The organism is Micromonospora sp. NPDC047620 (assembly GCF_043205005.1).
Lineage (GTDB): Bacteria > Actinomycetota > Actinomycetes > Mycobacteriales > Micromonosporaceae > Micromonospora.
Map to the genome: position 1 here is coordinate 1 of NZ_JBIDDG010000043.1, position 20,240 is coordinate 20,240.

Genomic DNA, 20,240 nt, shown 5'->3' on the forward strand with positions numbered 1-20,240 from the left:
AACGCGCTGGGAGTGAACTCGGCCGAAGCCCGCGACCTGCGCTTGGACTTGAAACGCGGGTAGCCGGCGCGCTTGTCCCAGAACGCCACGAACGCACCCTGCAGATGCCGCAGCGTCTGTTGCAGCGGAACGGAGGACACCTCGTTGAGGAACGCCAGGTCCTCGGTCTTCTTCCACGCGGTCAGCATCGCGCTGGTCGCGTGGTAGTTGACCCGCTCCCGCCGCTGGCACCACGCCTCGGTCCGAGCCTGCAACGCCAAGTTGTAGACCTTACGCACGCACCCGAACGTCCGACCCAACAACTCCGCCTGCCGTGGAGTCGGGTAGAAACGGAACTTGTACGCCCGCTTCACCCGTGAAGACACGTCCACAACATAGCCCTAAAGGCCGGGTATCCACGGAAGGAGCCTGATGATTGAACTGACCGGCGCCGACGTGGACCGCGCGGTGGCCGAGATGACCGCCGTCCTCGGCCCGCACACCGGACGGGACTGGAGCGTGCCCGCCGGCGGGTTGGAGTGGAGTTGCTGGACCACCGCCGCGCACGTGGCGCACGACCTGCTGGCGTACGCCGGTCAGGTCACCGGGCGACCCGATGCGGCATACCTGCCGTTCGACCTGGTCGTCTCCCCCGCCGCCGGGCCGGCCGAGGTGCTGCGGGTCGTCGCCGCCTGCGGTGGGCTGCTGCGGGTGGCGGTCGACGCCGCCGCGCCGCAGACGCGCGCCTGGCACTTCGGCCCGTGCGACCCGGCGGGCTTCGCCGCGATGGGGGTGGCGGAGACGCTGCTGCACACCGACGACATCGCCCGTGGTCTCGGCGTGCCGTGGCAGGCGCCGGAGCGGCTCAGCGCCGGCGTCGTGCGTCGGCTCTTCCCGGACGCCCCCGCCGGGCCGGCGCCGCAGGTGCTGTGGTGGCTGACCGGCCGCGGTGAGCTGCCCGGGCGGCCGCGGCGCACCTCGTGGTCGTGGCGGGCCGCGGTGGCGTGACGCGGGCTACGCCGCCCGGCGGCGCCAGGGCAGGCGCCAGGCCCGACGGGGTCTGCCGCGCGGCGGGGCGGGTGGCGCGGGCTCCGGTGCCGGCGCGGCGGCGGGGTGCCGCTCGGCTTGCCAGCGGCGTACGACGTCGTCGGCGTTGACCGGCCGCACGGTGACCCGCGGGCCGGTGGGCATGCGCAGCCAGGAGATGATCTGGGCGTTCAGGTCGGCGACGACGGCGCGCACCGACTCCTCGGTGGGCAGGTCGCGCACCTCGTCGGGCACCTGCTCGACGCGGCGGCGCAGTTGCAGCGGGGTCGGCAGCAGCAGGTCCGTCGGGAGCTTCTCCCGTTCCAGGAAGCTCTTGATCCACCACGACTCGTCGTACGGCTCGCCACGGCCGGGGATCGGCTTGCCCGCGCCGGGCAGGTTGTCGAACTCGCCCTGCTCCTGGGCCGCGCGGATCCGCGCCTCGACCGTCGCTTCCCAGCTGTCCACCCGCCGACACCTCCCCGGCCCACGGTAACGCGGCCCCCGCTGTCGGGGCCGCCTGAAGGGACAGCGTGGTGGCGGTGCCGGCCATTCCCGGCGGTCAGGCCCAGCGGGCGTGCCGGTGGCCGTCACGGGGAAACGGCGGGCGGGCCGCCAGCACCTCCTGGAAGCGGTAGCCGGCCTTCTCGGCGACTCGGCAGGATGTCGGGTTGTCGATCTGGTGCATCAGGTCCAGCCGCCGCAGGCCGGCGAACCGGGCGAACGCCCAGCCGGTGACCGCGTCCAGGGCGTGCGGGGCGATGCCCCGGCCCCGGGCGGGCGCGGCTGTCCAGTAGCCGACCTCGGCGTCGCCGCGTCCCGCGGCGACGTTCTTGAGCACCACCTGGGCGACCAGGGTCTCGCCGGCGGGGTGCGGCTCGACCACGGCGAAGCTGAACCGGCACCCGTCGTCCCAGTCGCGTCGGGCCGCGGCCACGAAGCGACGCGCCTCGGTGGTCGTGGTGACCGGCGCCCGGGTCCAGCGGAGCAGCACCGGATCCCGGTACGCCGCCACCAGGGCGTCGGCGTCGTCGTCGCGCCAGGGACGCAACGACAGTTCCGGCAGGGTCGGGGTGGCCGGTGCGCGCAACATCGGCCCAGTCTCCCCGCTGCGGTCGCCGCCGTGGGGGCGCGGTCGGGCACCCCGCGCGCTGCCGGCCCGGTCGCGCCGCTGCCGTCGGGCGGCGGGCTCGGCCCGGCCGCACCCCCGAGTTTGCCCTTTTGGCAACGATGTTTGCCAACTTCGTCGCTCCCGGCGGACAGTCGGGTCGGCGGCGGGCGTGGGATCCGCCGACGACGGAGGGAGAGTTCCGTGCGTGAGACGTACGACGTGGTGGTCGTGGGCGGCGGCGCGGCCGGGCTGAGCGGGGCGCTGGCCCTGACCCGGGCCCGCCGCTCGGTGCTGGTCGTAGACGCGGGCGAGCCGCGCAACGCGCCGGCCGGGCACGTGCACAACTACCTGGCCCGCGAGGGCACGCCACCGGGCGAGCTGCTGGCGGCCGGCCGGGCCGAGGTGGCCGGCTACGGCGGGGAGTTCGTCCACGGCGCCGTCCGCTCGGCGGCGCCGCGCGACGGCGGCGGGTTCCGCGTGGCCCTCGCCGACGGCCGCACGGTCGACGCCCGGCGGCTGCTGGTGACCGCCGGCCTGGTCGACGAGCTGCCCGACGTGCCAGGGCTGGCCGAACGGTGGGGCCGCGACGTGCTGCACTGCCCGTACTGCCACGGGTGGGAGGCGCGCGACGAGCCGCTGGTGGTGCTGGCCACCGGCCCGCTGGCCGCGCACCAGGCGCTGCTGTGGCGGCACTGGAGCGCTGACGTGACGGTCGTGCGGCACGGCGGGTGCGCGTTCACCGCCGAGGAGGACGAGCAGCTCGCGGCCCGCGGCGTGCGGATGGTCGACGGTCCCGTCGCCGCGCTCGAGGTCGCCGGTGACGCGCTCACCGGCGTGCGGCTGGCCGGCGGCGAGGTGCTGCCGTGCGGGGCGGTGGTGGTGGCTCCCCGCTTCCATGCCCGCGCCGACGTGCTGACGTCGCTCGGCCTCGCGGCGGTGGAGCAGGAGATGGGCGGCCAGGTGATCGGCAGCGTCGTCCCGTCCGACCCGACGGGGGCGACCGCGGTCCCCGGCGTGTGGGTGGCGGGCAACGTCACGGACCCGCGCGCCCAGGTGGTCACCTCCGTGTCCGCCGGTTCGGCAGCCGGCGCGGCGATCAACGCCGACCTGGTCGCCGAGGAGACCCGCGCGGCCGTCGCGGCCCGCCGGGCGACCGATGCCGGACGCCGGCCGGCGGACGTCCGGGCGTAGGGTCGGCGGCAGCCGGGTGGGACGGGGCGGGGGTCGACATGGTCGGTACGGGTGCGCTCGTGGGTATCGCGCTGGTGGCGCTGGGGCTGGTGCTGACCCCCGGCCCGAACATGGTCTACCTGGTCTCCCGGTCGGTGACCCAGGGTCGACGGGCCGGGCTGGTCTCGCTGCTCGGCGTCGCCGCCGGCTTCGGCGTCTACCTGGTCGCCGCGGTCGCCGGCATCGCCACGGTGTTCGTGCTGGTGCCCGCCCTCTACACGGCGGTCAAGCTGGCCGGGGCGGCGTACCTGCTGTGGCTGGCCTGGCAGGCGCTGCGCCCCGGCGGGCAGTCGCCGTTCACGCCGGCGCCGCTGCCGCCCGACCCGGCTCGGCGGCTGTTCACGATGGGCCTGGTCACCAACCTGCTCAACCCGAAGATCGCGATCCTGTACGTGTCGCTGCTGCCGCAGTTCATCGACCCGGCCCGGGGCCACGTCGCGGCGCAGAGCCTGGTGCTGGGGCTGACCCAGATCGCGGTAGCGCTCACGGTGAACGCGCTGATCGTGCTCACCGCCGGCGCGCTCGCCGGGTTCTTCGCCCGCCGGCCGCTCTGGCTGAGGGTGCAGCGGCTGCTGACGGGCACGGTCCTGGCGGGGCTGGCGGTGCGGATCGCCGCCGACCGGTCCCGCGCCGCCGTCGCCATGCCCTGACGCCACACCCCGACGTGCCGGGCCCACCGCCGACGCGGTGGGCAGGCAGCCGGGGCGCTGACGGCCCGTTCAGAGCGCGTCGGGCTGGTCGAGCGCCGGGTGCCGCTCGCCGGGCGGGGCGTGCCAGGTGGGGGCGTCCTCGCGCAGGGTGGTGTCGATGCGCAGCCGCGCCCAGTCGTCGAGCTCGGGCAGGTCGGCCGGGTCGAACCAGCCCACCTCGAGGGACTCGTCGTCGTTGACCCGCGGTTCGCCGCCCACCGCGTGGCACCGGAACCACACGTTCAGGTACTCGCAGACGTCGCCGTTGGGGTAGACGACCGGGTGTGTGGCGACGCCGCCGACCCGGTCGATGCGTACGTGCACGCCGGTCTCCTCGTACACCTCCCGCAGGAGGGTGTCGGCGGGCTGCTCGCCGGGGTCGATGAGGCCGGCGGGCAGGGACCAGCGGCCGTTGTCGGCGCGGCGGGCCAGCAGCACCCGACCGGCGTCGTCGCGGACGACCGCGCTGACGCCGGGCAGCAGGAGCAGGTCCGTGCCGACGTGGGCGCGCAGCTTCGCAATGTACGGGGAGACTGCCACACCGGACACGCTAGTCGGCGTCAGCGCGGTGCCGGCGGACCATCCCTCGCGGGGCTCGGCCGCTGCGCTGGCGGGGGCCGGGCGGCGCAGTAGACTCCGCCCTCGATGGACGCCCAGCCCGCCGCCGCCGACACCCGCCCCTGCGCCCACTGTGGTCGGGAGGTGCCGCAGCGCGTCGGCGCCGGCCGACCGTTCCGCTACTGCCGCGACAACGACGGCGCCTGCCAGCGGGCCTCACGCAACAGCCGGATGCGGCACCGCAACGCCCCCGGCCTGCCCGGCCAGGTGGCCCGCACCTGGGAGGCCGTGGACCGGCTGGAGCAGGTCGCGGAGACCCTCGCCGAGGCGCTGCACGCCGAGCTGTCCCCGGTCGGCGTGGAACGCCAGCTGGCGCAGGCCCGCGCCGACGCGGCGACCCAGGTGGCGGCGGCGCAGACCGAGCGGGACGAGGCCCGCCGCGACGCCGAGGACGCCGCCGCGGCGGCCGTCCGGGCCCGCGAGGAGGCCCGGACGGCCGCCGCCGAGCGGGACGCCGCCCGCGAGCAAACCCGAAGCGCCGCCGAGCAGGCCACGACGGCGGCCGAGCGCGCCGACCGGGCCGAGGCGGCCCGCGACGAGGCCCGCCGGCAGGCCAGCGCCGCGGAGGCGCTGCGGACGCAGGCCGAACGCGACCGCGACGCGGCCCGCCACGAGCTGCGTGCCCTACGCGCCGACCTGGACACCGAGCGCCGCCGGGCCGCCGACCTGACGGGCGAGCGGGACGCCGCCCGCGGCGATGCCGACCGGGCGGCCCGCGCCGCCACCGAGGCGCTCGACCGGGCGCAGCGCCTGCACGCCGACGCCGACGCCGCCCGGGACCGGGCCGACCGGGCGCGCGAGCAGGCCGACCAGGCGCGGGCCGAGACCGAGGCGGCCCGGACGGCGGCCGCCGAGGCGGCGCGGGCCCGGCAGGAGGCCGAGGCGGCCCGCGCGCACGCCGGGGCGGAGGCCGACCGCGCCCGCGCGGAACTGGTCGCGCTCGCCGGCCGCCACGACACGCTGGGCGCGGAGCTGGCCGCCGCGCGGGACGCCGCCACCGCCGCGCAGGGCCGGCTCGACGAGCTGGCGGTACGGCTGCGCGCCGCCGAGACCGACCGCGACGAGGCGCACCGGCGCGCGGCCCAGCTCGCCGAGCAGGTGAGCCACCTCGCCGCCGCCCTGGCCCACCTCGGCCCCCGCAACGCGGGCCCGCCGGCCACCTGAACCGACCCGACGGTCCGGGTTGGCCGGACCGGCCGACGATCTGGGCCGGCCCGACTCCGGCGGGGCCGGCCGGCCGGCACGCCCTGCCCGGGTGTAGGCGCGCCCGTCGTCCGGGCGGGTACGACGGTGTCCGGGCGGGTACGACGGTGTCCGGGGTGTGGGACGCCACCGACGGCGGGGCAACGGCGACAGTCGCGGCGGGACGATGATGGCCGGGTGGGAAAGACACACGAACGCATCGAGGGCCGGCTGCGCACGTTCATCGAGGAGCAGCCGCTGTTCTTCACCGCCACCGCGCCGCTGGCCGGCGACGGCACCATCAACCTGTCCCCCAAGGGCCTGCGCGGCTCCTGGGCGGTGCTCGACGCGCACACCGTGGCGTACCTGGACTTCGCCGGCAGCAACGCCGAGACGATCGCGCACCTGCGGGAGAACGGCCGGATCACGCTGATGTGGTGCGCGTTCCAGGGGCCACCGAACATCGTCCGGGTGCACGGGCGCGGTGAGCCGGTGTTCCGCGACGACCCCCGCTGGGTCGAACTGACGGGCCACTTCCCGGACGTCGACACCAGTGTGCACGGCCTGCGGGCGATCATCGTGGTGCGCGCCGAGCTGATCCGCGACACCTGCGGCTACGCGGTGCCGTTCATGACCTACGACGCCGACCGGGACCTGCACGGCAAGCGGTTCGCCCGGGAGGACGACGCCTCCCTGAGCGACTACTTCGCCGGCAAGGAGCACATCGCCCGCAGCATCGACGGGCTGCCCGGCCTGCCGCTGCCGCTGCCCCCGACCCCGGCCGCCTGACCCGGCCGCCGCACGCCCGGTTTCGGCCGCGCCGGGCCCCTGCGTGCGGCCCGGCCGTCCGGCGGCCCCGGCCGGCCTGCCGGCGGCGGCACGGGCCCGGCCCGCCGCCCGGGTCAGTGGATGCCGGCCATCAGGCCCCGGATGTGCCGGGCGAACATCACCGCGCCGAGCCCGAGGGCCGCCGAGGCCAGGCCGAAGGTGAGGAAGTACGTCGGCTCGGGCCAGGTGTCGGCGAGCCGCGCCACCTGCCCGCCGATCGCGTCGCCGACGGCGGTGGCGAGGAACCACAGCCCCATCATCTGGCTGGCGTACTTGACCGGCGCCAGCTTGGTGGTGGCGGACAGGCCGACGGGGCTCAGCGACAGCTCGCCGGCGACCTGGATGGCGTACACGGCCACGAGCCACCACGGCGAGACCAGGTCGCCGCCGACGGCGGCCTGGGCGGCGGCGGCCATCAGCACGAACGACAGGCCGTTGAGCACCAGGCCCACGGCGAACTTCACCGGGGTGGAGATCCGGTGGCCCAGCCGCAGCCAGAGCAGCGCGAACAGCGGCGCCCCGATGATGATCAGGATCGGGTTGACCGACTGGAGCCACGACGCGGGGAAGGTGAACCCAGCGACGTCGCGGTCGGTGTTGTCGGCGGCGAAGATGTTCAGCACCGACCCGGCCTGGTCGTAGATCAGCCAGAACGCGGCGGCGAAGACGAACAGCCACACGTACGCCTTCATCCGGCTGCGTTCGGTGGCGCTCAGCTCCCGGTCCACCATGATCCGCACGAAGTACCCGATGGTGATCAGCACGGTGGCGGCGGCGAGCAGGTTGACGACGGTGTCGACGGTGAACGCCCCGGCCACGGCGAGGACGACGACCGCGAGCACGACCAGGGCGGTGACCGCACCGACGCGGGTCAGCGCGCGGCGGCGGTCGGCGCCCAGCAGCGGGTCGGCGGGACGCGCGCCCGCGTCGCCGAGGTTGCGCCGGCCCAGCACGTACTGCAGCACGCCGAAGGTCATGCCGACCGCGGCGGCCCCGAAGCCCAGATGCCAGTTGACCTTCTCGCCGAGGAAGCCGGTGACCAGGGGGGCGGCGAACCCGCCGATGTTGATGCCCATGTAGAAGATCGAGAAGCCGGCGTCGCGGCGCGGGGAGTCCCGGTCGTAGAGGTCGCCGACCATCGTCGAGATGTTGGGCTTGAGCAGGCCCGTACCGACGACGATCAGCGCCATGCCCGCGAAGACGCTCCACCGCGTGGGGATCGCCATCACGTAGTGCCCGGCGGCGATGACCACCCCGCCCCACAGGACGCTGCGGCGGGCGCCGATGAGCCGGTCGGCGACCCAGCCGCCCGGCAGCGCCATCAGGTAGACCATCGCGTTGTAGGTGCCGTAGACGGCACTGGCGCTGGCCTCGCCCATCGCCCGCCCGTCGTCGGCCACGGACGCGGTCAGGTACAGCACCAGGATCGCCCGCATGCCGTAGAAGCTGAACCGTTCCCACATCTCGGTGAGGAAGAGGGTGGGCAGCGCCCGCGGGTGCCCGAAGAACGTCCGCCCGGAGGGCGGGCGGGACTGCACCGGCGCGTCACCCACCATCGCAACCTCCGCTCCACTCGGGCGGTTAACATCCCCGTTGGCAACGGAAACACTCCACCCAACCGACCCGGCCGGGGACGACCCCGCCGGGCGGCTGGCATGGCCGGCTACCCTGGTTCAGGCTCGCCCGGCGGCGCGGCAGCGCCCGGGGCGGGAATGGCCCGGCGGGAACGGACCGTTACACAGAGAAGACCAGCACCACCAACGAGGGGAAGTCGATCATGGGCGAGCGTATGCTGCGCGGAAGCCGTCTGGGCGCGGTGAGCTACGAATCCGACCGCAACACGGAGCTCGCGCCGCGTCAGACCCGCGAGTACCTCTGCGCCAAGGGTCACCAGTTCGAGGTGCCGTTCGCCGTCGACGCCGAGGTCCCCACGACCTGGGAGTGCAAGTTCGACGGCAGCGTCGCCCGGCTGGTCGACGGCAGCGAGCCGGAGCAGAAGAAGGCCAAGCCGCCGCGTACCCACTGGGACATGCTGCTGGAGCGGCGCTCCATCGCCGAGCTGGAGGACATCCTCGCCGAGCGGTTGCAGGAGGTTCGCACCCGCCGCGGCCGCGCCTGATCCGTACCGCACACGACACGGCGCCCCGGGAGCCACGCTCCCGGGGCGCCGTCGTGTCTGAGCCCGTTGCGGCCGTCGTGTCCGCCCCGGCCCGTTGCGGGCCGGGGCGTCCTCGGGGGCCCGTTGCGGCCGTCGTGTCCGGGATAAGTCCGGTGCCCGGATCAGTTCCGGCCGGGCTCGACGATCTCACCCTCGATGGCCCGGCCCCCGTCGACCACGGTCGGCGGCTCGGCCGTCGGGCGCGGCGCGGGCTGCGGGGCGCCCCGGCGCACCCGCACCCGGCGGGGCCCGAACAGGTCACCGGCGACCATCGACGACACCCGGCGCTCCGCGGCACGCTGCACCCCGCCGCGGGCCAGCCGACGCACCGGCGGCACCAGCAGCAACAGCCCCACCAGGCCACTGACCAGGCCGGGGATCGCCAGCAGCAGCGCGCCGACCAGCCCGACGAGACCGTCGGTGACCTGCCGTCCCGGCGGCTGGCCGGCCTCCGCGGCGGCCCGGAAGCCACGCCAGGCGCGCATCCCCTCCCGGCGCAGCAGCACCAGCCCGAGCAGCGACACCGCGAACACCGCCAGCAGCGCCGAGCCGAACCCGATCGCCCGGCCCACCACGACGAAAACCGCCAGCTCCAGCAGCACCGCCAGCAACAGGCCCAGCGGCACGTACCTCAGTCCTCGGCGCATCTCACCTCATCCGCCATCCGCGGCGCGGTCGGTCCGCGCAGGCACCCCGTCCAGCATGACACGCCGACGCTCAGGGCCACCGCACCTGGCCGTCGGGGGTGCCGTGCAGGCCCCGCCGCACCGCCAGCCGCCGGTCCTGCAGACCCCACGCGGTGATCCGCCACAGCGCCTCCGCCACGATCAGCGGGCTCATCTTGCTGCTGCCGCGTTCCCGCTCGGCGAACGTGATCGGCACCTCGACGATGCGCGCCCCGGCCCGGTGCGCCAGCCGCGACAGCTCCACCTGGAACGAGTAGCCCTGCGAACACACCGACCCCAGGTCGATCTCGTCCAGGGCGGACAGCCGGTACACCCGGTAGCCGCCGGTGGCGTCGGACACCGGCATGCCCAGCGCCAGCCGCGCGTACAGGTTGCCGCAGCGCGACAGCAGCAGCCGCCGCAGCGGCCAGTTCACCACCCGCGCGCCGGTGGTCCACCGGGAGCCGATCACCACGTCGGCGTCGCGGGCGGCCGCCAGCAGCGTGGGCAGGTCCTCGGGGGCGTGCGAGCCGTCGGCGTCCATCTCCACCACAGCGTCGAAACCACGCTCGCGGGCCCACGCGAACCCCGCCAGGTACGCCGCGCCGAGACCCTGCTTGCCCTCGCGGTGCAGCACGTGCACGTGCGGGTCGGCGGCGGCCAGGGCGTCGGCGACCACGCCGGTGCCGTCGGGGCTGTTGTCGTCGGCGACGAGGATCTCCACGGCCGGGGCGGCGCGGCGCACGCGCGCCACGATGGGCGCCACGTTGTCGGCCTCGTCGTAGGTCGGGATCACCACGAGCACCCGACCCAGCCCGGGGTGGCCGGCGCGTGGCCCTCGGGTGTCGGTCGTCTCGCCCACCGTCGCTTCCCCTCCGCCGGATTGCCGGCTGGTGTCATCCGGCGCGGCGCCGGCGGCGCAGCACGGCCGCGCCGACCAGGGCCGCCACCGCCAGGGTGGCCAGCGCCGCCTCCGGCCACAGGCCGACCCGGGTGGCCAGGGTGCGCCCGTCGTCCAGGCGCAGCTGCCGCACCACGACCGCGCGGGTGTTGAACCCGGTGGCGTCGCTTACCCGCCCGTCTGGGGCAACGAACCCGGACACTCCGACCGTGGAGGCCATCAACGCCGGCCGGCCGTGCTCGACGGCCCGCAGCCGCACCATGGCCAGCTGCTGCCGCGCCTCCGCCACGTCGAAGGTGGCGTTGTTGGTCTGCACCACCAGCAGCTGCGCCCCGCCGGTGACGGTGTCGCGGACCACCTCGTCGTAGGCGACCTCGAAGCAGATCACGTCGCCGAGCACGGCCGCGCCGGCGTGCAGCACACCCGGCTCGGTGCCGGGCACGAAGTCGGCCCGCACCCGGTCCACCTGCTTGCTGACCATCCGGGCAAGGTCGCGCATCGGCACGTACTCGGCGAACGGCACCGGGTGCCGCTTGGTGTAGACCTGCTCCAGGTCGGGGCCGCTGCCGGGCCGCCAGAGGATGCCGGCGTTGCGGACCTCGCCGTCGCCGGGGCCGCGCAGCACCGCGCCGACCAGGATCGGCGCGCCGATCGCGTCGGCGGCCCGGGAGATCAGGGCGCCGGCGTCGGCGTCGCGCAGCGGGTCGATGTCGCTGGCGTTCTCCGGCCACACCACCAGGTCGGGGCGGCGCTGGGCGCCGGCGGCGACCTGCTCGGCCAGTTCGACGGTGGCGTTGACGTGGTTGCCGAGCACCGCCTTGCGTTGGGCGTTGAAGTCCAGCCCCAGCCGGGGCACGTTGCCCTGCACGATCGCCACGGTGACGGTGTCGCCGCCACCGGCGGCGGCCACCGGCACCAGCAGCCCGGCGACGGGCACCGCGACCGCGCCGGCGGTCAGCCCGGCGATCGGCGCCCACCGCCGCCGTCCGTCCCACGGCCGCCACAGCGCCGCGACGAGCAGCCCCCCGGTCAGCGCCACCGCGAACGTCACCAGCGGCGCGCCGCCCAGCGCGGCCAGCCGCAGCAGCGGCGAGTCGTCCTGGCTGAACGCCAGCCGCCCCCACGGGAACCCGCCGAACGGGGTGCGGTCGCGCAGCGCCTCCTGCCCCACCCACAGCACGCCGGTCAGCGCCGGCCAGGCCCACCGGAGGCGGTCGGCCAGTGGGGAGGCGTACGCGCTCGCCGCGCCCAGCAGCGCCAGGTAGGCGGCCTGCAACAGCGACAGCAGCGTCCACGGCAGGTAACCGGTGTGCAGGTTCGTCCAGCTCAGCAGCGGCGCGAACAACGCCACCCCGGTCAGGAAGCCCAGCCCGGCGCCGGCCCGGACACGGCGGCGGTGCGTCGCCGCGGCCAGCAACGCCACGCCGACCGGCGCGAGCGGCCACACCCCGTACGGGGGGAACGCCGCCAGCAGCGCCAGCCCGGCGGCCACCGCCATCGGCGCGGCCACCCGCAGCGGCAGCGCCCGCGGCGTCACGTCCGGCACGCGCGGGGCGTCGGCGCGCGGCTGGCTGCTGTCCACGGTCGTCACGGGCACCTCACCTCGATCACAGAGCGGAAGGCTACCCGGCGGCCGGCGCGGCACCGGCGTCGCCGGTGGTCACCGGACGGGTGAAGCAGCCGAGGAATCGTTCGGCGATCCGCCGCTCGCCGGTGACGCGCAGCGCGCCGCGGCGTTCGGCCTCGTCGCGGGGCAGGTAGCCGTAGACGACCTCCAGCAGGGTGCGCGGGTCGGTGTCGACGGTGGCGGCGCAGCGCTCCCCGGCGCCCCGGGTGACGCGCAGCCCGGCCGGGCCCGCCTCGGCGACAAACCGGTCGGCGCCCAGCCGCAGCCCCACCGGCGGCTGCGGGCCCGCGGCCGGGCCCGGGTCGTACGTGGTGCGCAGGGCCAGCATCAGGGCGTCGACGCTCAACTGGCCGGTGGCGGGCAGCGGCTGGCGGCTGCCCCACCGGCCCAGCGCCAGCAGGCTCTCCTCCAGCTCCCGGCCGCGCGGGGTGAGCTCGTACACGCGGGCGCTGGCCGGGGGGCCGAGGACGCGGCGGGTCACCACGCCGGCCCGCTCCAGCTCGCGCAGCCGCGCGGACAGCACGTTCTGGCTCATCGTGGGCAGCCCACGGCTGAGGTCGGAGAAGCGTTTCGGCCCGAGCAGCAGCTCCCGGACGACCAGCAGCGCCCAGCGTTCGCCGACCACGGCCAGCGCGCGGGCCAGCCCGCACAGATCGTCGTAGGAACGCACCCGACAAGCGTAGCGAAACCACTTGCCCACACGAAGTGGCAGCTCCTAATGTAGGAGTGACCGTTCGAGGAGGCGCCATGACCGCGACCACCGCCCTGCCGCAGGGCGACGTACGACTACTCGACCACCCGGTGGCCCGGCGGCTGCTGGTCTCGACGGAACTGGCCCGCGTGGCCTACGTCGCCCCCGACGACACACCCCGGGTGCTGCCGATGCTGTTCCACTTCACCGGCGACGAGGTGGTCTTCTGCACCTTCGCCGGCGCCCGGAAGATCACCGACCTACGGGCGCGACCCCACGTCGCCGTCACCATCGACACCACCGCCACGCCGCCGCAGGTGCTGCTGCTGCGCGGTGCCGTCACCGTCACCGACGTCGACGGCCACGCCCCCGAATACCTCGCCGCCCACCGCCGCTACGGCGGGCAGGAGCAGGTCGACGCCGTGCTCGCCGAGACCGACGGCCAGCCGGTGCGGATGGCCCGCATCGGGCTGCGCCCGACGTGGGTGGGGGTGCTCGACTTCACCACCCGCTTCCCCGGCGGCGGCAGCGCCGACGACTTCGCCGCCCGGGGCCGCTCGTGACCTACGTGCTGATCCCCGGCGCAGGCGGCAGCGCCGACTACTGGCACCTGCTCGTCGACGAACTGCGCCGCCGCGGCCGCGACGTCGTCGCCGTGGACCTGCCCGCCGCCGACGACACCGCCGCCCTGCCCGAGTACGCCGACACGGTCCGCGCCGCGATCGGCCAGCGCCGCGACGTGACGCTGGTCGCCCAGTCCCTCGGCGCGTTCACCGCCGCGCTCGTCGCCGACGACCCGAGGGTGACGATGCTCGTCCTGGTCAACCCGATGATTCCCGCCCCCGGCGAGACGCCCGGGCAGTGGTGGGAGGCGACCGGCCACGCGCAGGCCCGCGCCGCGCACGCCGCCGCCCAGGGCCGCCCGCCGAGCGACCACGTCGACCTGGCGGTCGACTTCTTCCACGACGTGCCCGAGGCGGTGGTGGCCCGGATCACCGCCGACGCGCCCGACGAGTCGGCGGCGGTGTTCACCCGCCCCAACCCGCTGCGCCGCTGGCCCGACGTGCCCACCCGCGTCGTCACCGGCCGCGACGACCGGTTCTTCCCCGCCGAGTTCCAGCGCCGCCTCGCCCGGGAACGCCTCGGCGTCGACGTCGACGTGCTGCCCGGCGGGCACCTCGTCGCGCTGAGCCAGCCGCAACGCCTCGCCGACCAGCTCGACGCCTACCGCGCCCCGACCACGACCGCCACCTGACGCCGCACCCGCCCACGACCGCACCCCGGCACCCGGCACCCGGCACAAGAAACAACACCGGGCCCGGGAGATCGAACCGACCGGGGCCGGCGGACACCGGCGCGGACAGAAATCCACCGGAAGCGGCGGACACCGGGCCGGACAGAATCCGACCGGAAGCGGGCTGACACCGGGCCGGACAGACGAAAATCGGGGCGCGGCTCGCGCCGCGCCCCGATGCTCCCAGGCCCTTCCCGGCCGGTGGGGCGAGAATGAGCTACGCCGACCTTCGGACCGACCCGACGCGGACTGGCTGCCCCCGCCTGGCCGTTGTCTACTGGCCGTGCACCTCACCCTGCCCGTACACCGGTAACCGCGGCCGGTTCGCGCCGCCCCGCCGACCCCCGCCCGCTGGACCTGGCCGCCGCGACGCACTGCACATGTCGCTCGGCCAGCGGACGAAGGGACGAAGCGAACAACAGCCGCTTCCCGTAGTAGGACTCAAAGACGGTACGGCGTGGACCCCCGCCGCTGTCAACCCACCCGGGCCTGTCGTGTGTTGCAACACGGCGTGTCGCGTCGGCGAGTCTCAATCCTTGGCCAGGTGGCGGCGCAGCAGCGCCCCCGCCGCCGCCGGATGCTCGGCGGCGAGCAACCCGCCGGCGGCCAGCACGTAGTCGGTGTCCACGACCGGCCGGGCGGCACGCGGCAGCGGCCACCCGCCCGCGTGGTCGGTCAGCACCGCCGAGAGCACACCCGCCGCGTCGGCCGGCGCGGCGTGCCGCAGCACCCCACCGGAGCCGACGAGCAGCCGCACGTCCCGCAGGTCCCGGCCGGCCCGCTCCCCGGTCGCCGCGCCCCGGGCGTGCCGCCGCAGCGCCACCGTCGCCGCCAGGGCCGCGATCCGGGCGTCCACAGCCCGGTCGACGTCCCCCGCGGGCAGGAACCCCGGGTCGTCGGCGCGCACCACCGCCGCGGCCGCCAGGTCGTCGCCCTCGGCGTCGCTCAGCAGCCGCTCCTCGACGGCGGCCCGCACCACCCCCGGCGCGCTCCACCGCATGCCCAGGTCCCCCTCCACGGTCCGGGCCCGCCACAGCGAACCCGCCACCTCCCGGCCCGGCCCCGTGGCCCGCTCGTCGGGCGTCAGCACCGAGTACACGTCGGTGGTGGCGCCACCGACGTCCACCACCACCAGGTCACCGCCAAGGGTGTCGGCGAGCACCTCCACGCCGGTCAGCACCGCGTCGGGCGTGGCAGCCCGCACCAGCCGCGTGAACCGGGGCCCCCGCGACAGCCGCTTCCCGCCGATGACGTGCCGTAGGAACACCTCCCGGATCGCCGCCCGTGCCGACGCCGGCGCGAGGACCCCGATGCGGGGCAGCACGTTGTCGGCCACCGTCACCGGCACCCCCGCGCCGGCCAGCAGGGCGTGCAGGTCGTCGCGGACGTCGACGTTGCCCGCGAGGACCACCGGCACCCGCCAGCGTGCCCTCGCCAGCCGGGTCGCGTTGTGCGTCAACGTCTCGGCGTCACCGCCGTCGGTGCCGCCCACCAGCAGCACCACGTCCGGGCGGGCCGCCCGCAGCCCCGCCAGCTCCGCCGCGCCGAGCCGCCCCGCCGCCACGTGCACCACGTTCGCGCCCGCCGACAGACCCACCCGCCGGCCCGCCTGCGCGGTCACCAGGTGCTCGTAGCCCACCACGGCCAGCCGTAGCCCACCACCGGCCGACGAGCACACGTACCACGGCACGTCACCCACCGGCAGGCCGGCCGTGGCCGCGCCGACCGCGGCATCCAGGCCGTGCAGCACGTCCGTGCCCACCGTCGTGGGCGCCGCCGCCGCCGCGACCAGCGCGCCGCCGTCGAGGTCCACCACCGCCACCTTCGTGTACGTGGACCCGACGTCGGCGCAGACCGCGTGCCTCACGCCGCCGGCGGGACGACCACCGTGCCGGTCGCGGTGACCGCCACGATCGGTTCGTCGAGGACCTCCGCCGCCGACTCGCCCCGATCCGGACGGCCCCGGCACACCACCCGCGCCACGAAGTCGATCGTGCGGCTGCGGGTGCCCACCCGGGTCACCGTCGCCGTCACCTCCAACACGTCCCCGGCCCGCATGGCGCCGCGGAACTGCACGTCCGAGTACGACGCGAACAACCCCTCGTCGCCGTCGGTGCGGATGCACACCTCCGTCGCCACGTCCCCGAACAACCCCAACGCGTACGCCCCGTCGACCAGGTTGCCCGCGTAGTGCGCGTGCGAGTAGGGCACATACCGCCGGTGGGTGACGGTCAGACCGACCCGGGAATCACTCATGCCTTCGCCTTCTTCTCCGTGATCAACGCGTGCACCAGATAGCTCGCCACCTCGCCCGGCGTGGTGCCCCGGCCGAAGATCCGATCCACGCCCAACTCGCCGGCCATCGTCTCGTCGAACCGCGGCCCACCCACGATCAGCAGCGGCCGGCGTCCCGCCGGCATCGCCTCCCGGAACGCCGCCGACATCTCCCGCGTGTTGTGCAGGTGCGCGTCGCGCTGCGTCACCACCTGCGACACCAGCACCGCGTCGGCCTTCTCCACCCGGGCCGCCTCCACCAGCTCCGGCACGCTCACCTGCGCACCAAGGTTGGTGACCTTCAACTCCCGGTAGTACTCCAGGCCCTTCTCCCCCGCGATGCCCTTCACGTTGAGGATCGCGTCGATGCCCACGGTGTGCGCGTCCGTGCCGATACACGCCCCCACCACCGACAACTTGCGCCGCAGCCGCTGCTTCACCACCGCGTTGACCTCCTTGGCCGACAGCAGCGGGAAGTCACGCTCCACCACCTGCACCGCCGACAGGTCCACCAGGTGGTTCACCCGCCCGTACACCACGAAGAACGTGAAACCGTCACTCATCGGCTTGGCGTGCACCAGCATCGCCGGGTCGATGCCCATCTTGTTCGCCAACTGCACCGCCGCGCCCTCGGCCCGCTTGTCGTGCGGCACCGGCAACGTGAACGACACCTGCACCATGCCGTCGCCCGTGGTGTCCCCGTACGGCCGAACGATCTTCTTCTCGGCGGCCCCGCCGCCCGGCGCCGCCGCGCCGACCTCGACGGCGCTCACGCCGCATCCCCTTCCAGGATCTCCGTGGCCGGGTTGAAGTAGTCGGCCTCGTGCGCGGCCACGCCCGCCAGACCCTTGCCCCGGTCCGCCGGCCGCTTCATGATCCCGAACGTGCCCTCGGCGATCGCCGTCAACAGCGACTGATCCCCGATGCGCTCCAGCAGATCCACCGCCTCACCGAGCACCCGGTTGGCCCGCTGCTGGATGAACCCGCCCGGCGCCGGCACGAAATCCTCGTGCAACCCACCGGCCGCACCCAGCACGTACCGCACGTTCTGCAGCGCGATGTCCCGGTCCGACAACCACGGCGTCACCACCGCCTCGGTCATCATCCCCACCAGCAGGATCCCCTGACCCGTCATCGTGCCCACCAGGTTGAAGAACCCGTCCAGCAGGTTCCCCCGGAACACGTCCCCCGTCATGTGCTTCGTCGGCGGCATCCACTTCAGCGGCGCGTCCGGGAACAACTCCCGCGCCAGCAACGCGTGCGCCAACTCCAACCGGAACGACTCCGGCACATCCGGGTTGATCTCGAACGCGTGCCCCAGGCCCAGCTGCCAGTCCCGCAGCCCCGCCTCGTGCGCGAAGAACTCGTTCAGCAGCTGCGACACCGTCACCGTGTGCGCCTCGTCCACCGCGTCCGCGGTGGTCAGGTAGTTGTCCTCACCGGTGTTGATGATGATGCCCGCCCGCGCGTGCACCTGCCGCGAGAACCGCTGGTCCACGAACGTGCGGATCGGGTTGATGTCGCGGAACAGGATCCCGTACATCGAGTCGTTCAACATCATGTCGAGCCGTTCCAGGCCCGCCAGAGTCGCCATCTCCGGCATGCACAGCCCCGACGCGTAGTTCGTCAGCCGCACGTACCGGCCCAGCTCCTTCGACGACTCGTCCAACGCCGCCCGCATCAGCCGGAAGTTCTCCTGCGTCGCGTACGTGCCGGCGAACCCCTCCCGGGTCGCGCCCTCCGGCACGTAGTCCAGCAGCGACTGCCCCGTCGACCGGATCACCGCGATGATGTCCGCACCCGCCCGCGCCGCCGCCTGCGCCTGCGGAATGTCCTCGTAGATGTCCCCCGTCGCCACGATCAGGTAGATCCACGGCCGCTGCTTCGGATCCCCGTACCGCTTGACCAGACGCTCCCGCTCGACGCGGCGCCGGTCGACCAGCCGGATTCCGGCCCCCACGGCCTTCCGCGCCGCCCTCCGCGCCGCCGTGGCCGCCTTGCCCGACGGCACCTCGAACCGCACCGACCCCGCCGCCGCCTTCTGCGCCAGCAACGTCACGTCACCGATCTGCTCCCGCGCCATGGCGTCGAACACCGGCACCGCCACCCCGTGCCCCAACCCCACGTCCGCGACCACCGCGTCGACGAGCCGGTTCACCCACGGAATGCCGTCCGGGTCGGCGCCGGTCACCCCCGCCAACCGCAGCACCGCCCGCTCCACCGACACCGTCGTGTGGCTGCGCGCCAGATCCACCACCGGCTGCCCGGCACGGCGCGCCAACTCCCGCGCCCGCGCCACCAACCGCGGATCCAGGTCAAGCTTGCCCGTCACACCGTCACCTCACTCCGGCCGGCGACGCGACCCGCGCCCTCACCGAACCACCCGCCATGCTCGCTCACGCCGACCCTTCCTCGTAGATCACGTCACCACGCAGCACCGTGCGCCGACACACCGGCAACGGCGTCGGATCCTGCGGACCCCGCGCCTCCAGGTCCTCGGCCAACAACACCGGCAGACCCCGCTCCACCCCCGCCGGCGTCGACCACACCGCGAACGTCGCCGGCGCCCCCAACGCCAGCACACCCTCGTTGTCCAGGTGCACCGCCCGCCACCCGCCACGCGTGTGCGCCGCGAACGCCGCCCGCACACTCATCCGCTGCGTCGGATTGTGGTGCCACACCGCCGCCCGCACCGAACCCCACGGATCCAACGGCGTCACCGGCGAATCCGACCCGAACGCCAGCGCCACCCCGACCCCGTGCATCGCCCCCATCGGGTTCGACTCCAACGACCGGTCCAGGCCCAACCGCGACTCGTACATCCGGCCCGCACCGCCCCACAACCGGTCGAACGCCGGCTGCATGCTCGCCACGATCCCGTACTCCACGAACCCGGCGATCAGCCGCTTGTTCATGATCTCCGCGTGCTCCACCCGGTGCCGCGCCGCCCGCACCCGATCCGTGCCCAGCTTCTCCGCCGCGCCCGCGAAACCCTCCAGCACCGTCGAGATCGCCGCGTCACCGATCGCGTGGAACCCGCCCTGCATGCCGTGCGCCGCACAGTCCAACAGATGGTCCCGCACCTGCTCCGCCGAGACGTAACCGTGCCCGCAGCCCCCGTCACCGTCCAGGTAGTCCCGCGACACATGCGCCGTACGCGACCCCAACGCCCCGTCGGCGAACAGGTCACCCCCCGCCCCGACCGCGCCCAACTCCCGGGCCCGCGCCGCACCCAGCAGCTCACCCCAGTACCCGTACACCTCCGCCACACCATCGCCCGACAACGCCAACAGGCCCGTGAAGTCCTCCTCGTCGGAGATCTCCGGACCACCACACTCGTGCACCGCCGCGATGCCCAACGACGCCGCGTGCGCCAACGCCGCCCGCTGCGCCGCCACCCGCTGCGCCCGCGTCACCGACCCGAACGCCGCCGCCCGCACCACGTGATGCGCGTCACGCCGCAACCAACCCGACGGGTCGAACCCCGCCGCCGCCGACGCCTCCGGACACGCCGCCAGCAGCGCCGCCGACACCAACGCCGAATGGATCGACGCCTGCGACAAATACACCCGCCGGCCCCCGGCCGCACGATCCAACGTCGCCGCATCCGGCAGTTCCGGCACCGGCCAACTCGACTCGTCCCACCCGTGCCCCAGCACCACCGCGTCCGACGGCAACCCCGCCACGAACGCCGCCACCGCGTCCAGCAACTCCCCCGCCGACCGCACCGCCGACAGGTCCAGCCCCGACAACGCCAACCCCGTGTCGGTCGCGTGCACGTGCGAATCCACGAACGCCGGCGTCACCAACGCCCCGTCCAGGTCCACCACCCGGTCGGCCGCCGGCGCGTCCGCGTCCGCCCCCAACCACGAGATCCTGCCGTCGGTCACCAACAGGGCCGTCGCGCGCGGATCGGCCGGACAGTGCAGCACGCCGCCGCGGTACAGAGTCGAGGGGTTCGTCATGA

The 20,240-nt window shown here is 74.9% G+C and carries 20 protein-coding genes and 2 pseudogenes; 8 read left to right on the forward strand and 14 right to left on the reverse strand.

Translation table 11 applies throughout. The features are described from left to right. Window positions 1-365 (reverse strand): RNA-guided endonuclease InsQ/TnpB family protein (locus ACGF5C_RS31775; RefSeq protein ID WP_393307646.1); only part of this gene is annotated, 365 nt, incomplete at its 3' end. A gap of 46 nt (window positions 366-411) precedes the next feature. Here ACGF5C_RS31775 and ACGF5C_RS31780 point away from each other — a divergent pair. Then, entirely contained in the window at window positions 412-987 is a 576-nt protein-coding gene (locus ACGF5C_RS31780) for a maleylpyruvate isomerase N-terminal domain-containing protein (protein ID WP_393307648.1), read from the forward strand. 6 nt (window positions 988-993) lie between these two features. Here ACGF5C_RS31780 and ACGF5C_RS31785 read toward each other — a convergent pair whose 3' ends face one another. Together ACGF5C_RS31785 and ACGF5C_RS31790 are read right to left on the reverse strand one after the other, a co-directional pair. Further along, on the reverse strand, window positions 994-1,473 hold the full coding sequence (locus ACGF5C_RS31785) for a DUF1992 domain-containing protein (protein ID WP_393307650.1): 480 nt from the start codon (window positions 1,471-1,473) through the stop codon (window positions 994-996). A gap of 94 nt (window positions 1,474-1,567) precedes the next feature. Then, window positions 1,568-2,098: a GNAT family N-acetyltransferase gene (locus ACGF5C_RS31790; RefSeq protein WP_393307652.1), complete on the reverse strand. Its 531-nt coding sequence runs from the start codon at window positions 2,096-2,098 to the stop codon at window positions 1,568-1,570. 219 nt (window positions 2,099-2,317) lie between these two features. Here ACGF5C_RS31790 and ACGF5C_RS31795 point away from each other — a divergent pair, with 219 nt between their 5' ends. Next, window positions 2,318-3,307, forward strand: a complete 990-nt coding sequence (locus tag ACGF5C_RS31795) for an NAD(P)/FAD-dependent oxidoreductase (protein WP_393307654.1) — start codon at window positions 2,318-2,320, stop codon at window positions 3,305-3,307. 38 nt (window positions 3,308-3,345) lie between these two features. Further along, window positions 3,346-3,996 carry a LysE family translocator gene (locus ACGF5C_RS31800; protein ID WP_393307656.1) on the forward strand — a complete coding sequence of 217 codons (651 nt, stop codon included), beginning with the start codon at window positions 3,346-3,348 and terminating at the stop codon, window positions 3,994-3,996. A 69-nt stretch (window positions 3,997-4,065) separates the two neighbouring features. Here the strand turns inward: ACGF5C_RS31800 and ACGF5C_RS31805 are convergent, their stop codons facing one another. Next, window positions 4,066-4,575: an NUDIX domain-containing protein gene (locus tag ACGF5C_RS31805; protein ID WP_393307658.1), complete on the reverse strand. Its 510-nt coding sequence runs from the start codon at window positions 4,573-4,575 to the stop codon at window positions 4,066-4,068. 105 nt (window positions 4,576-4,680) lie between these two features. Here ACGF5C_RS31805 and ACGF5C_RS31810 point away from each other — a divergent pair, with 105 nt between their 5' ends. Then, complete coding sequence (locus tag ACGF5C_RS31810) at window positions 4,681-5,817, forward strand: hypothetical protein (RefSeq protein WP_393307660.1); 1,137 nt, start codon at window positions 4,681-4,683, stop codon at window positions 5,815-5,817. Between the two features lie 216 nt (window positions 5,818-6,033). Next, window positions 6,034-6,624, forward strand: coding sequence for a pyridoxamine 5'-phosphate oxidase family protein (locus tag ACGF5C_RS31815; RefSeq protein ID WP_393307662.1), 591 nt, complete (start codon window positions 6,034-6,036; stop codon window positions 6,622-6,624). Between the two features lie 113 nt (window positions 6,625-6,737). On the opposite strand, the gene ACGF5C_RS31820 is transcribed toward ACGF5C_RS31815, so the two are convergent. Then, window positions 6,738-8,219 carry a peptide MFS transporter gene (locus tag ACGF5C_RS31820; protein ID WP_393307664.1) on the reverse strand — a complete coding sequence of 494 codons (1,482 nt, stop codon included), beginning with the start codon at window positions 8,217-8,219 and terminating at the stop codon, window positions 6,738-6,740. 221 nt (window positions 8,220-8,440) lie between these two features. Here ACGF5C_RS31820 and ACGF5C_RS31825 point away from each other — a divergent pair, with 221 nt between their 5' ends. Next, window positions 8,441-8,782 carry an RNA polymerase-binding protein RbpA gene (locus tag ACGF5C_RS31825; protein ID WP_046564157.1) on the forward strand — a complete coding sequence of 114 codons (342 nt, stop codon included), beginning with the start codon at window positions 8,441-8,443 and terminating at the stop codon, window positions 8,780-8,782. Window positions 8,783-8,943: 161 nt separating this feature from the next. On the opposite strand, the gene ACGF5C_RS31830 is transcribed toward ACGF5C_RS31825, so the two are convergent. The 4 genes and pseudogenes from ACGF5C_RS31830 to ACGF5C_RS31845 form a co-directional block, all read right to left on the reverse strand. Then, window positions 8,944-9,468 carry an FxsA family protein gene (locus tag ACGF5C_RS31830; RefSeq protein ID WP_393307666.1) on the reverse strand — a complete coding sequence of 175 codons (525 nt, stop codon included), beginning with the start codon at window positions 9,466-9,468 and terminating at the stop codon, window positions 8,944-8,946. Between the two features lie 70 nt (window positions 9,469-9,538). Then, window positions 9,539-10,348 carry a polyprenol monophosphomannose synthase gene (locus ACGF5C_RS31835; RefSeq protein ID WP_393307668.1) on the reverse strand — a complete coding sequence of 270 codons (810 nt, stop codon included), beginning with the start codon at window positions 10,346-10,348 and terminating at the stop codon, window positions 9,539-9,541. Window positions 10,349-10,356: 8 nt separating this feature from the next. Then, a pseudogene (gene lnt, locus ACGF5C_RS31840) lies at window positions 10,357-12,051 on the reverse strand (apolipoprotein N-acyltransferase); the annotation flags it as partial. 342 nt (window positions 12,052-12,393) lie between these two features. Then, window positions 12,394-12,714 (reverse strand): annotated as a pseudogene (locus ACGF5C_RS31845) (winged helix-turn-helix transcriptional regulator); the annotation flags it as partial. A gap of 47 nt (window positions 12,715-12,761) precedes the next feature. Here ACGF5C_RS31845 and ACGF5C_RS31850 point away from each other — a divergent pair. Together ACGF5C_RS31850 and ACGF5C_RS31855 are read left to right on the forward strand one after the other, a co-directional pair. After that, on the forward strand, window positions 12,762-13,268 hold the full coding sequence (locus tag ACGF5C_RS31850; RefSeq protein WP_393307670.1) for a pyridoxamine 5'-phosphate oxidase family protein: 507 nt from the start codon (window positions 12,762-12,764) through the stop codon (window positions 13,266-13,268). Beyond that, window positions 13,265-13,960 carry an alpha/beta fold hydrolase gene (locus ACGF5C_RS31855; protein ID WP_393307672.1) on the forward strand — a complete coding sequence of 232 codons (696 nt, stop codon included), beginning with the start codon at window positions 13,265-13,267 and terminating at the stop codon, window positions 13,958-13,960. Before ACGF5C_RS31850 ends, ACGF5C_RS31855 begins: the two co-directional genes overlap by 4 nt. A 568-nt stretch (window positions 13,961-14,528) precedes the next feature. Here the strand turns inward: ACGF5C_RS31855 and ACGF5C_RS31860 are convergent. The 5 genes from ACGF5C_RS31860 to ACGF5C_RS31880 form a co-directional block, all read right to left on the reverse strand. Continuing rightward, entirely contained in the window at window positions 14,529-15,866 is a 1,338-nt protein-coding gene (locus tag ACGF5C_RS31860; RefSeq protein ID WP_393307674.1) for a glutamate mutase L, read from the reverse strand. Next, window positions 15,863-16,255 carry a hotdog domain-containing protein gene (locus tag ACGF5C_RS31865; RefSeq protein WP_393261972.1) on the reverse strand — a complete coding sequence of 131 codons (393 nt, stop codon included), beginning with the start codon at window positions 16,253-16,255 and terminating at the stop codon, window positions 15,863-15,865. The genes ACGF5C_RS31860 and ACGF5C_RS31865 overlap by 4 nt, the downstream gene beginning before the upstream one ends. Further along, entirely contained in the window at window positions 16,252-17,046 is a 795-nt protein-coding gene (locus ACGF5C_RS31870; RefSeq protein ID WP_393307676.1) for an OAM dimerization domain-containing protein, read from the reverse strand. Before ACGF5C_RS31870 ends, ACGF5C_RS31865 begins: the two co-directional genes overlap by 4 nt. Beyond that, a complete protein-coding gene (locus ACGF5C_RS31875; protein WP_393307677.1) occupies window positions 17,043-18,605 on the reverse strand; it encodes a lysine 5,6-aminomutase subunit alpha in 1,563 nt (520 codons plus the stop codon). Before ACGF5C_RS31875 ends, ACGF5C_RS31870 begins: the two co-directional genes overlap by 4 nt. A gap of 64 nt (window positions 18,606-18,669) precedes the next feature. Then, complete coding sequence (locus ACGF5C_RS31880) at window positions 18,670-20,238, reverse strand: amidohydrolase (protein ID WP_393307679.1); 1,569 nt, start codon at window positions 20,236-20,238, stop codon at window positions 18,670-18,672. Window positions 20,239-20,240 lie beyond the last annotated feature (2 nt).